The 11,702-nt window shown below is 62.6% G+C and carries 12 protein-coding genes and 1 tRNA gene; 7 read left to right on the top strand and 6 right to left on the bottom strand.

Annotated elements, in window-relative coordinates; genetic code table 11:
• Window positions 1-10: 10 nt before the first annotated feature.
• Window positions 11-87, bottom strand: a tRNA-Val gene (locus tag HPTL_RS02560).
• 142 nt (window positions 88-229) lie between these two features.
• On the opposite strand from HPTL_RS02560, the gene acnA reads away from it, so the two are divergent.
• Both acnA and HPTL_RS02550 read left to right on the top strand, forming a co-directional pair.
• A complete protein-coding gene (gene acnA, locus HPTL_RS02555; RefSeq protein ID WP_119334577.1) occupies window positions 230-2,992 on the top strand; it encodes an aconitate hydratase AcnA in 2,763 nt (920 codons plus the stop codon).
• A gap of 3 nt (window positions 2,993-2,995) precedes the next feature.
• The gene (locus HPTL_RS02550; RefSeq protein ID WP_119334576.1) at window positions 2,996-3,355 is read left to right on the top strand and encodes a VanZ family protein; all 360 of its coding nucleotides are present in this window, start codon (window positions 2,996-2,998) and stop codon (window positions 3,353-3,355) included.
• Here HPTL_RS02550 and HPTL_RS02545 read toward each other — a convergent pair.
• From HPTL_RS02545 to trmB, 3 genes are read right to left on the bottom strand one after another with little or no spacing between them, the layout of a single operon-like run.
• Window positions 3,330-3,767, bottom strand: a complete 438-nt coding sequence (locus HPTL_RS02545; protein WP_119334575.1) for a YkgJ family cysteine cluster protein — start codon at window positions 3,765-3,767, stop codon at window positions 3,330-3,332. The two genes, HPTL_RS02550 and HPTL_RS02545, sit on opposite strands and share 26 nt — an antisense overlap.
• The gene (locus HPTL_RS02540) at window positions 3,764-4,138 is read right to left on the bottom strand and encodes a YkgJ family cysteine cluster protein (protein ID WP_219972227.1); all 375 of its coding nucleotides are present in this window, start codon (window positions 4,136-4,138) and stop codon (window positions 3,764-3,766) included. The genes HPTL_RS02545 and HPTL_RS02540 overlap by 4 nt, the downstream gene beginning before the upstream one ends.
• Window positions 4,135-4,860 carry a tRNA (guanine(46)-N(7))-methyltransferase TrmB gene (gene trmB, locus HPTL_RS02535; RefSeq protein ID WP_119334574.1) on the bottom strand — a complete coding sequence of 242 codons (726 nt, stop codon included), beginning with the start codon at window positions 4,858-4,860 and terminating at the stop codon, window positions 4,135-4,137. The genes HPTL_RS02540 and trmB overlap by 4 nt, the downstream gene beginning before the upstream one ends.
• A gap of 104 nt (window positions 4,861-4,964) precedes the next feature.
• Between trmB and rpmE the strand changes: the two genes are divergently transcribed.
• The 3 genes from rpmE to pgi all read left to right on the top strand — a co-directional run bounded on the left by rpmE (window position 4,965) and on the right by pgi (window position 8,668).
• Window positions 4,965-5,177, top strand: coding sequence for a 50S ribosomal protein L31 (gene rpmE, locus HPTL_RS02530; RefSeq protein ID WP_119334573.1), 213 nt, complete (start codon window positions 4,965-4,967; stop codon window positions 5,175-5,177).
• Window positions 5,178-5,242: 65 nt separating this feature from the next.
• Window positions 5,243-6,955: a hypothetical protein gene (locus tag HPTL_RS02525; RefSeq protein WP_119334572.1), complete on the top strand. Its 1,713-nt coding sequence runs from the start codon at window positions 5,243-5,245 to the stop codon at window positions 6,953-6,955.
• 18 nt (window positions 6,956-6,973) lie between these two features.
• Window positions 6,974-8,668: a glucose-6-phosphate isomerase gene (pgi, locus tag HPTL_RS02520; RefSeq protein ID WP_119334571.1), complete on the top strand. Its 1,695-nt coding sequence runs from the start codon at window positions 6,974-6,976 to the stop codon at window positions 8,666-8,668.
• Here pgi and orn read toward each other — a convergent pair.
• On the bottom strand, window positions 8,632-9,195 hold the full coding sequence (gene orn / locus HPTL_RS02515) for an oligoribonuclease (protein ID WP_119334570.1): 564 nt from the start codon (window positions 9,193-9,195) through the stop codon (window positions 8,632-8,634). The genes pgi and orn overlap by 37 nt on opposite strands.
• A gap of 75 nt (window positions 9,196-9,270) precedes the next feature.
• Between orn and HPTL_RS02510 the strand changes: the two genes are divergently transcribed.
• Both HPTL_RS02510 and rsgA read left to right on the top strand, forming a co-directional pair.
• The gene (locus tag HPTL_RS02510; protein WP_119334569.1) at window positions 9,271-9,609 is read left to right on the top strand and encodes a c-type cytochrome; all 339 of its coding nucleotides are present in this window, start codon (window positions 9,271-9,273) and stop codon (window positions 9,607-9,609) included.
• The gene (rsgA, locus tag HPTL_RS02505; protein WP_119334568.1) at window positions 9,606-10,523 is read left to right on the top strand and encodes a ribosome small subunit-dependent GTPase A; all 918 of its coding nucleotides are present in this window, start codon (window positions 9,606-9,608) and stop codon (window positions 10,521-10,523) included. Before HPTL_RS02510 ends, rsgA begins: the two co-directional genes overlap by 4 nt.
• Here the strand turns inward: rsgA and HPTL_RS02500 are convergent.
• Window positions 10,498-11,679, bottom strand: a complete 1,182-nt coding sequence (locus tag HPTL_RS02500) for an acetyl-CoA C-acyltransferase family protein (protein ID WP_119334567.1) — start codon at window positions 11,677-11,679, stop codon at window positions 10,498-10,500. The two genes, rsgA and HPTL_RS02500, sit on opposite strands and share 26 nt — an antisense overlap.
• Window positions 11,680-11,702 lie beyond the last annotated feature (23 nt).

Genomic DNA, 11,702 nt, shown 5'->3' with positions numbered 1-11,702 from the left:
CATCGAATCCTGGTAGGCGCGATTGGACTCGAACCAACGACCCCCACCATGTCAAGGTGGTGCTCTAACCAACTGAGCTACGCGCCTGTGGAGTGCGAATTATACGAAGTTCTGCGCCGCAAGGCAATACCTTCTGAACAAAAAGTGCGATTGCCGGATGCACTCGCGATTCACCCGCTTTTGCGCTATATTGGAATGGATCCCACTATGTGACGCGAAGGAGCAGACAATGGACCCCAAACAACTGGCGCGACGTGAGATCACCTTGCCATCGGGCAAACGGTTTCGCATTTTCGACCTTTCCGCACTGGAAAAAGCGGGCATCGGCCCGATCAGCCAACTGCCCGTCTCGATCCGCGTGGTTCTGGAAGCACTGGTGCGCCATTGCGACGGCATGCGTGTCACCCCAGAACAGGTCACGGCGCTCGCCAATTGGCAACCCAACGCCGAACGCACAAGCGAGATCCCATTCGTCGTCGCACGGGTCGTCTTACAAGATTTCACCGGCGTACCGCTTCTGTGCGATTTGGCCGCGATGCGCAGCGCCGCAGCTCGGTTACAGAAATCGCCCCAAGCGATCGAACCGATCGTGCCGGTCGACCTGGTCGTCGACCATTCGGTACAAGTCGATACCTTCGGTAGCCCCGCTGCGCTGCGTAAAAACATGGAGCTGGAATTCGCGCGCAACCGTGAGCGCTACCAATTCATCAAGTGGGGCATGCAAGCGTTCGACACGTTCGGCGTTGTCCCACCCGGCATCGGGATCGTCCACCAGGTCAATCTGGAGTATCTGTTCCGCGGCGTGCGCCGGGGTCAAGACACGGATGGCACCCCCACGCTCTTTCCCGATACGCTGGTGGGAACCGACAGCCACACGACGATGATCAACGGGGTCGGCGTCGTGGGTTGGGGTGTCGGTGGCATCGAAGCGGAAGCGGCGATGCTCGGGCAACCGGTCTATTTCCTCACCCCCGACGTGATCGGTGTCGAACTCACGGGGCAGTTGCCCGAAGGGGTCACCGCAACCGATTTGGTGCTCACGATCACCGAGATGCTGCGCCGGGAAAAGGTGGTCGGCAAATTCGTCGAATTTTTCGGCGATGGGGCAGCCACGCTCTCGGTTCCCGACCGGGCGACCATCGCCAATATGGCACCCGAATACGGCGCAACGATGGGGTACTTCCCCGTCGACGACAAGACGGTCGAATACCTGGCGCGCACCGGGCGCACCGCCGAGGAGGTCGAAGCGTTCGCCGAATATTTCAAAGCGCAAGGGCTCTTCGGCATGCCACGTGCGGGCGAAATCGCCTATACCCGCACACTCCAGCTCGACTTGCGCACGGTCGAGCCGTCGCTTGCCGGTCCAAAACGGCCGCAAGACCGGATCGCGCTCAAGGCGATGAAAGCGCAGTTCGAATCGCTCCTTGCGGCGCCCCGCGAGCAAAACGGGTATGGCCTCGACGCGCAAGCGCGCGCCAAACGGGTTCCGGTGACGCTGCCGCTCGCGCATGCGGGACGACTCGAAGGCGACGCCCCGAGCGACAAAACCCTTGAAACCACGGTCGGTCACGGGGATGTGCTGATCGCCGCGATCACCTCCTGCACCAACACCAGCAACCCCGCCGTTTTGATCGCTGCGGGCCTGGTCGCGAAGAAAGCAGTCGAACGGGGCTTGACCGTGTCGCCCAAGGTCAAAACGTCGCTTGCGCCCGGATCGCGTGTCGTCACCGAATACCTGGAGAAAGCGGGACTTCTGGCGCCGCTTGCGCAACTTGGGTTCGCGGTGGTGGGTTACGGTTGCACCACCTGTATCGGGAACGCAGGAGACTTGGCCCCGGAACTCAACGAAGCGATCCAGAAAGAAAACTTGGTGGTCGCTGCGGTGCTCTCTGGCAACCGCAATTTCGAAGCGCGCATCCACCCCAACATTCGGGCCAACTTCCTGGCTTCACCGCCCCTCGTGGTTGCGTTTGCGCTTGCCGGGCGCGTCGACATCGACCTCACCAGCGAGCCGATTGGCACGGATCGCGCCGGGCAACCGGTCTTTCTGCGCGACCTCTGGCCGACGAGCGAAGAGATCCACGCAGCGCTTCCCTTCGCGCTCGACCCCGAGGTCTTCCAACGCCTCTACCAAGATTTCACCGCGCACCACGACCTCTGGAACGCCGTCGAAGCGGCGAGCGGCGACGTCTACGACTGGCCGCCATCGACCTACATTGCCGAACCGCCGTTCTTCAGTAATTTCTCCCTCACCCCGGCGCCGGTGCCTCCGATCACGAACGCTCGGGCGCTGCTCCTCTTGGGCGATTCGGTGACGACCGACCACATCTCACCCGCTGGGTCGATCCCCGAGTCGTCTCCGGCCGGGCAGTGGCTCCTTGCGCACGGCGTCCCGAAAGCGGAGTTCAACAGCTACGGCGCGCGGCGCGGTCATCATGAGGTGATGATCCGTGGCACCTTTGCCAACGTTCGCATCAAGAACTTGATGATCCCGCCTCGCCCGGACGGAAGCCGCGTCGAAGGGGGGTACACCCTCCTGAACGGTGAAATCGTCCCCGTTTACGACGCTGCGATGCATTACCAGCGCCAAGGGATCCCTACCCTGGTTTTCGCGGGCGAAGAGTACGGCACCGGCTCGTCGCGCGACTGGGCAGCCAAAGGAACTGCGCTCCTTGGGGTACGCGCGGTGGTGGCGCGCAGTTTCGAACGGATCCATCGTGCCAACCTCGTCGGAATGGGCGTCTTGCCGCTACAGTTCCTCGGTGACGACTCTTGGGAAAAACTGGAGATTACCGGCGACGAAACCTTCACGATCGAAGGCATGGAGACGATTTCGCCGCAGCAACAGCTGACTCTGACGATCACCCGCGCAAACGGCGAGGTGGTCCGCGTACCGGTACGCTCGCGGATCGACACCGCGATCGAGGTCGAGTACTATCGCCACGGCGGGATTCTTCCCTACGTGCTGCGGCAAATCCTCGCAAAGGTCTAATAGATGGCGCGCGTCGGTTTACCGGTCTGGCGCGCCCTTTTTTGGGGCGCGCTCATCGCGGTTTTCGGTCTGGCACTCCTGCCGCTTGCCGAACTCCCTCCGCTTGCCTTTTCGCTCTCAGATAAAGCCCAACATGCGCTTGTCTTCACCGCACTTTGGTGTCTGGGCGCGACGGCGTACCCCGACACTCGGGGGCTGCTTGCAGTGGCGCTTTTGGGGTACGGCGGCGCGATCGAAACGGCACAAGCGCTGACCCCCACGCGCCAAGCGGAGTGGGCCGACTGGCTCGCCGACGCAATCGGCATCGCATTGGGGTGGTGGGCGATGTCCTGGGCGGTCAGGCTGCGGCAGGCGGTTCCGTAGGCGGTTCGGTTGGCGTCCCATCGGGGTCGTTTGCGGGCGCTATCGGCAGTTCCGGTAGCGGCGGCAACCCCACCTGGGCACGCAATTCGTTGCATTTGGGATTTGGACGCCCGTCTTCGAGATAGACTGGAAATTCGCGACAGGGCGACGGGCGCTGGGAATAGATCGCACACCGCACCGCTTGCCCGACCGTTCCGGTAAGCGCAATGCAGCGTCGCGTTTTCCCGTTCGTCCCTTTCATGCAACGCAGCCACGGATTGAGCGGTTCGGTGAGCGACGCGGGAACCCAGCCGCTCGGCGCGTCGTCCGCCTCTGCCCAGTAGAAAGAGATGCGAAAATGGGTACAACAGACACCGCAGTGCATGCAGGGATTGTTGGCGTCCGTGGCAAATTCGAGAATCGGGGTGCTCATGGTTCCTTGCTCATCGTCGTCAAAGGGGGTAATCCGTGACGGCGGCGCGCACGGGCACACGCCTCGTCGCCGATGCCAAGCGGCGCCAGCGGCGCGAATTCCCGACACGGCGACGGACGGTGCTCGTACACGGCACACCGCACCGCGGTGCCAATTTCGCCGATGAGCGCAGCGCACCGCGGTGGCGCCGCATCAGTACCGCGCATCCGGACGAGCCGCTTCGTCACCGGCACGATCCATTCGCTCAGTGTTGCCGCTTCGCTCACGTGAAAATCGACACGAAACGCGGCGCAGCACGCACCACACCGCGTACAGGCATTCTGCCCCTCGGCTTGTTTGCGCCCGGGCAATGACTTCTTTGCCGTCATCATGCGTTCCGGGGTTCCGTTGCTCCGGGTTGGCCACGCACGGGGTCTGGCGACCACCTTGTGAGATCGGCCGTAACCCGGTAGAGCGTTTGCCCCGAATCGTGGTATTTGCGCTCGAATGGGGTCATCGGCTCACCATCTGGCACCCATACGCTTTTCTGCGCCGCGATACTGCTACGCGCGAACGCGACGACCAGTTCTTCGGCGAAAATCGCCCAGTTGGTTCGGCATTCGAAGCGCCCGCCAAGTGTGAGCACCGTTGGCCAAACAGGGTGGGCATACCAGCGACGTTTCAAATGACCGATCTTGGGCCACGGGTTGGGATAGAGCCACCAATGCGCCGCGACGCGAACGCCGTGCGCCGCCAACAAGCGCCAGAAGTCGATCACGTCGGCACGCAAAAAGAGGAGATTCTCTGGCCAGAGCGCGGGTGGCAACGGTTTGCGGCGCATGAGGCGCACCTCTGATTGGTCGATGCCGACCACCAGCGCCTTCGGGTGCGATTGCGCAAGGCGCAGCGTCGACCACCCAACCCCACACCCCGAATCGAGGATCACCGGTTGCGCCCCGTCCCAACGGGCGCAAAACTGCTCGAAAGCCGCTTGGTTGTAGGGCGCAATGGGCTTTCGGAACGGGGATGCGAGATGGCGATCGACCACCGCCACCAGGTGCTCATGAACCCCCTGTTGGGCGCTCTGTGGAATACGTGATGTGCCATAACTCATGGGGCGCGATTTTATTGCTTTTTTTCCGTTTTTTGGTGATAATTCCGGTTTTCCATCATCAAACGGCGGCCACAATCGCCGTCGGCCTATTGCGAGGTAACCCCATGAAAGAAGGTATCCACCCTGACTATCACGAAGTCACCGTCACCTGCTCGTGCGGCAACACCTTTGTCACCCGTTCCACATACGGGAAACCCACGCTGCACGTCGAAGTCTGTTCGAACTGCCACCCGTTCTACACCGGCAAACAGAAGATCGTCGACACCGCCGGGCGCGTTGAACGGTTCCGTCAGAAATACGGGCAAATGGCACGGTAACCGTTTTTTCTGCACGTCACACGCTGGGCAGCTCCTCTTCGGCTGCCCAGTTGCTTTCTCCACCCATGTTTTTCGACCCGCCCCCATATCGCGAACCTGCGCTCTGGGTGCGGCACCTTTTCGGCACCGCCGGCATCGTCCTGCTGATCACGGTCTATCTGCTCTTGGGCCAATTCCATGCCCCTTGGCTCGGAGAAGATCTGCGCCATTTTCTCCCTACATGGATGGTATTCCAAGGGCAGATCGTCCCAGCGTCCCTTTCCCATCCTGATCTGACCCCTTGGGGTCCGCTCTACGCCTGGAGCGCCGCGATACTGGGCAGTGTCGCCCAAGCACTTGGCTTGCCGTTCCATGACGGCAGCCGTCTGGCCACGCCGCTGTGGTTGGCACTTCAGACCGGATTACTCGCGAACGCCGTGAAACGGCTACAAGGCAAATCCGGCGCAATCGTCGCCGCGATCGCAGCACTTTCGCCTTTGGGTTGGTTGGTTTTCGCCCACGTCCACACGAGCGTTGCCGCAGCGAGCGCCTCCGTCGCTGTGCTCCTTTGGGCTACTACCGTATGCGCACCACGGCGCGACCGTTTGACCGGTTGGACCGTCGGCACACTCTTGCTTTTTTGGAGCAGTGGACTGCCTGGTGTCGTCTTGGCGCTCGGCGCACTGCCGCTGGCGTACTCGCGCGGCACCACCGAACAGCGCGAGGCATGGACTTTCCTTTTCGCTCCACCCGACGCAGCACCGAGCCACACCGCGCCACGTTCCGCTCCCTTGGGGGCGCTGTTTCGCTTCTGGACGGGTGCCGCACTCCTTGCTGGAATCGCCACCGTTGGAATCTTCCTTTGGAACCCTTCGGTTCAGGCGTGGGCACGAACCACGCTGCAGTCATTTTCCACTACCCCAGAATTTGAGGGACTGTTCAGCCGAGGCGGGTGGACGCTATGGCCCTTGTGGCTGGTAGCGTTTTGGCCCATTCGCTGCTACGAATTGTGGCGCGTCCCCGAAATTCGTCCAGTCTTCCTTTGGCTACTCTGGATGATTGCGGTGACGCTCACCTGCTTTCCGGTGGGCGAAAGCACGTTCCTGGTTTTGTCTCCGCCGCTGGCGTACGTGGCCACGTTACGCCTGTTGCGCTTTGGGCCAAGTACCACCGCAGCGTTTGCGTGGTTCACGCTCGCGATGACCGTCGTGCTCGTTGTACTGGTTGCAGCGATGCTCAGCGCCCAACTCTTCTCCTGGCCTCCTGGGTTGGCGCGCCACATCGCCCGTGCCACGCCCGAATTCGCTCTGGACGCGGCGCCAATGCGTCTGGCCACCGCCGCATTCGGACTGCTCCTTTGGGCCGTACTCGTCTGGCGACTCCCGCGCCAGGCCGTGCGCGCCGCAGCGCATTGGCTGTTGAGCGTCGTGCTCCTCTGGTGGCTCACCGTTTCGCTTCTCTATCCCTGGCTCGACGCCGCCCGCAATCTCGTACCAGCCGTGCGCACGCTATGGCACAACCCCGTGGTGGCCGCGCACCGCTGTCTGGCGCCCGGCCCGCGCATGGGCGCCGATCTCGTCGCCGCACTCCAATACACGGCTCCACCCACGGCAACGGTTGCACCAGATTGTCCGTTGGTCGCCCTTCGCTTGCGGGTTCGGGAACACACCCCGCAGGCGTTGGCCGAATGGCGGCGGTGGGTGCTCGCGGATGCGACGCGCGGTCGCGGTAAACTCGCCGAATGGTGGGTGGTGGTACCGCGCGGCGCCACGCCCTTGGCCACCCTGAGTGATCAATAAAAGAAGGAGAAGCGCACCATGGCGACACAACGCGCGCAAGCATTACCGTTCGCTTTGGGTTGGCAACCCATAGAACAGACCGCGGCGCACGGCACGTTGCGCGAACACGCGACCCGCTGGCGTGCATTTCCGATCCGCGAGCAACTCCAACACGACCGGCAGCGCGTCTCGGCGTTGACCTGGCACGTCGGCGACTGGCATCTCGACCTCAGTAAGCAGGCATGGGACGTCTCTGTCTTGCAGGCATTACTGGACCTCACACACGCCACCGCGCTTCCCCAAGCGATCGCGGCACTCTTTGCGGGGGAGCCTGTGAACCTCACCGAACGGCGCGCCGCATTGCACATGGCGTACCGGGGAAGCGCGCAACCCCCAGCCGCGCAGCGCGACCGTTTTGTCAGCGAGGAAACGCGCCTTGCTGCTTTCGTTGCGGCGTACCGTAGTGGTGCGCTCGAAGGGTTCAGCGGCGCCCCCCTCGACACCGTGGTCAATATCGGCATCGGTGGCTCCGACCTTGGGCCGCGCCTCGTCTGCGAGGCGTTCGCCCATTGGGGCATCGCGCGCCACGGCACGGTCCGCTTCGTCGCGAACCTCGACCCGAGCGATTTCGTAACGACCACTGCGGAGCTCGATCCGGCGCGTACGCTCTTTCTCGTCACCTCGAAGAGCTTTTCCACGGCGGAGACCTTGTCGAACACGCGTCTGGCGCGATTGTGGCTCGCGCGCCATTTCGGCGTCACGCCGGACGATCCGCGTCTCAACGGCCACTTCGTCGCGGTGACGAACGCGGTCGAGAAGGCCGAAGCACACGGGTTCGATTCCAACCGGATTTTTTGGCTCCCCGAATGGGTCGGCGGGCGCTACTCACTCTGGTCGGCGGTGGGGTTACCGATCGCGCTGGCGTACGGGTGGGAAACTTTTGCGGCGCTGCGCTCGGGCGCAGCCGAGATCGACCGCCATTTTCAGAGTGCGCCGCTCGAGGCGAACGTACCGGTGCTCCTCGGGCTCCTGAGCGTCTGGCTCGCTACCTACCTGGCGCAGCAACAGATGGCCGTGCTCCCCTACGCCCACGGGCTGCAACTGCTCCCAGCCTGGTACCAACAACTCGAAATGGAGAGCAACGGCAAACGGGTGCGTTTCGACGGTTCCACCGCACCCTATCCCACCGCGATGGCCGTCTGGGGAATGGCCGGCACACTGGGCCAGCACGCTTTCCATCAGTGGTTCTACCAGGGAACGCAACCCATTCCTATCGAGTTCGTCGCGTTTGCACCCGAACCTGCTGCAGCAGACGACGATCCGTTGCTCCGTGCCCGAGCCGATGCCGAAGCGGCGCTGGCAGCCAACGCGGTTGCGCAAGCCGAAGCGCTGCTGCTCGGCCGCAGCGAAGCCGAAGCGTTCACACAAGTGCGCGCTCAGGGGCGGACGGAAGCTGACGCGCGTGCGCTTGCGCCCTTTCTGGCGATCCCGGGTAACCGCCCCAGCTCCTTTCTACTGGCGTCCCGCCAGAGACCCGAGACGCTCGGGCAGCTGCTCGCGCTCTATGAGCACGCGACCTTCGTGCGCGGTTGGCTTTGGGGCGTCAACCCGTTCGATCAGTTCGGCGTCGAATTGGGCAAACAGATGGCGCGCCAAATCGAAACACGGTGCGACGCGCCACACGATCCTTCGACCGCTCAGCTCCTCACCTGGCTGAAAAAGGCCGCGCGATAGCGGCGCAACTCCTCGATCGACTCCATGATGTCGGCCAGCGCCGTGTGCGCACTCTCTTTCTCGTACCCTTCGAACACTTCTGGCGCCCACCGTTTGGCCAACTCTTTGATCGTAGAGACGTCGAGGTTGCGGTAGTGGAAATAGTGCTCCGCTTTCGGCATGTAGCGGTAGAGAAAGCGGCGGTCTTGGCAGATCGAGTTGCCGCACATCGGGCTTTGTCGCGGTTGAACATACTGCGCCATGAACGCAACGAGCTGCGCTTCGGCTTCTGCTTCGGTGACGGTCGAGGCGCGCACCCGGTCGATCAGCCCTGAGGCGCCGTGGGTCTTCTGGCACCACGCATCCATCGCGGCCAACACCGCGTCGGACTGATGCACCGCGATTGGCTCCAAAACGCCCACGACGTTCAAATCGTTGTCGGTGGCCACCAGCGCCACTTCCAATATCCGGTCTGTGTCGGGATCGAGCCCTGTCATCTCCATGTCGATCCAGATGAGATAGGGACTCACCGGCTCTTTCGTACCCATCCTATTTCCTTTCTTGCTGTTGGACACACGACACGCTAAGATAAAATCATCCGTCCGCCCAAAGGAGCTCGCAAGATGAACCGTTTCGCTGCCGCGTGCGCCATTGCTCTGAGTATTCTCGGAGGCTTTGCCACCGCCCCCGCCGCGCTTGCCAACCCTTTTCCCGATGCGGACCTCGAACAGGGAAAAGCTTATCACGAGAAACTGTGCGTCGCGTGCCACACCCGCCGTTTTGGTGGTGACGAGGGTTCCGGGGCTTACCTGCGCGAGAATCGCCGAGTGCATCGGCCAGAGGCGCTCACCCAAATGCTGACCGCCTGTACCACCAACCTGGGCCTTGATCTCTTTCCCGAGGACGAATACCACATCGCCGGGTACCTCAACCAACGTTTCTACCGTTTCGGTCTTGAATGACACCGCCCAAGCATCCAACGCCCCCGCTGGAATCGGGGCTCGTCGTGGCGGCGCACGGCCGCCATTTTTGCCTCCAAGAAACGCCCAATTTCACCGCGCCACTCATTCACGCGCTGACCCGAGGAAAACGCAACGACTACGCGTGCGGCGACCGCGTCGCGTTTCGCCGCATCGCTGCCGACGAGGCCGTGATCGAAGGACTCGAGCCGCGCACGACGCTCCTTTATCGCGCCGATACGGTACGGGAAAAGCTCATCGCCGCGAACGTCGATCTGACAGTGATCGTGACCGCACCCCAACCGAGCTTTTCTCCCGAAGTGCTCACCCGCTGTCTGGTGGCCGCCGAATCGCAAGGGATCGACGCCCTCATCGTACTCAACAAATGGGACCTGCCGGAGCGCGACGACGCCCTGGCGCGACTCATGCCGTTCGCGCGGGCCGGTTATCCGGTGATTACCTTGACCGCGCACGAATCGGTCGCTCCCCTTGCCGAACGTTTGACAGCACGCCATTCGGTGCTGGTTGGGCAATCGGGCATGGGCAAATCGACGATCGTGAACGCCCTGGTGCCCGAAGCGCAGGCGCGAACTGGGGCAATTTCCCGCGCTTTGAATTCCGGTCGCCACACCACCACCTTTACCCGCCTCTATCCGCTGCGCGACGGCTGGATCATCGACAGCCCAGGGTTACAGCGCTTTGGGTTGGCGCACGTTGCGGAAACGGCGCTCGCTACCTATTTCCCGGAATTTCGGCCCTTCCTGGGGCAATGCCGCTTTCGCGACTGCACGCACGACGAAAAAACGCCCGGCTGCGCGATCGCCGCGGCGGTAGCCGACGGAGCGATCGCTGCCGAGCGTTGGCAGCACTATCGAACGATCCGGTTGGAACTCAGAGCCGTTCGAAAATGGCGGTAATCCCTTGCCCACCACCGATACACATCGTCACCAGTCCATAGCGCCCCTGGATGCGATGGAGCTCATAGATGAGTTTGGTGGCGAGAATCGCGCCGGTCGCCCCCACCGGGTGACCCAACGCGATCGCGCCGCCATTCGGGTTGGTCTTCTCAGGGTCGAAGCCACACTGCTTGAGCACGGTCAGCGCCTGCACCGCGAACGCTTCGTTCGACTCGATCACGTCGATGTCGTCGAGCGTCAATCCCGCCTTCTTCAGCGCCACTTGGGTCGCCGGAATGGGGCCCTCCCCCATCACGTCGTTCGGCACCCCGGCCACCGCATAGGCAACCAGCCGGGCAAGCGGTTTGGCGCCCGCTTTCTCTGCCTGTTTGGCATCGGCCAACACCAGGAACGACGCCGCGTCGTTGATCCCAGAGGCGTTCCCAGCGGTCACCGTCCCGTCCTTCTTGAACACGGGCTTGAGTTTCGCCAAGCTTTCCATCGTCGTGTTCGGTTTGGGATGTTCGTCGGTATCGAAGACGATCTCCCCTTTGCGGCTCTTGATCGTCACCGGGACGATCTGATCCTTGAAGCGCCCTTCGGCGATCGCGCGGGCCGCGCGCCGTTGCGATTCGAGCGCAAACGCATCCTGCTCTTCGCGAGTGATGCCCCACTTCGCCGCAAGGTTTTCTGCGGTCACACCCATATGCCCCACGCCGAACGGGTCGGTGAGCACTGCCACCATCGCATCGATCGCTTGCGTGTCGCCCATCCGGGCGCCGTTCCGCAGCGCTGGCAACAGATACGCGCCGCGCGACATCACTTCGACCCCGCCGCCGATCGCCAGATCGACGTCACCCAGCAAGATCTGTTGCGCCGAGGTAACGATCGCTTGCAACCCGGAACCGCACAAACGGTTCACCTGCATCGCCACCGAATTCATCGAACAACCCGCTTGAATCGACGCAACCCGCGGCGTGTAGGCGTAGCGCGATTCGGTGGGAATGCAGTTGCCCACCGTGATGTACTCGATCGTCTGCGGATCGACCTGCGCGCGTTCGATCGCCGCTTTCATCACGATCCCGCCAAGGTCGGCTGGCTCCATCACCGAAAGCGTCCCACCGAACGTCCCAATCGCCGAACGTACCGCACTCAAAACCACGACTTCACGTGCCATTTTTCCCTCCCTGGGTCAAAAGA

The organism is Hydrogenophilus thermoluteolus (genome assembly GCF_003574215.1).
GTDB classification, from domain to species: Bacteria; Pseudomonadota; Gammaproteobacteria; order Burkholderiales; family Rhodocyclaceae; genus Hydrogenophilus; species Hydrogenophilus thermoluteolus.
The sequence above is the reverse complement of the archived record's forward strand: the minus strand, read 5'-3'. Positions and strand labels throughout refer to the sequence as shown.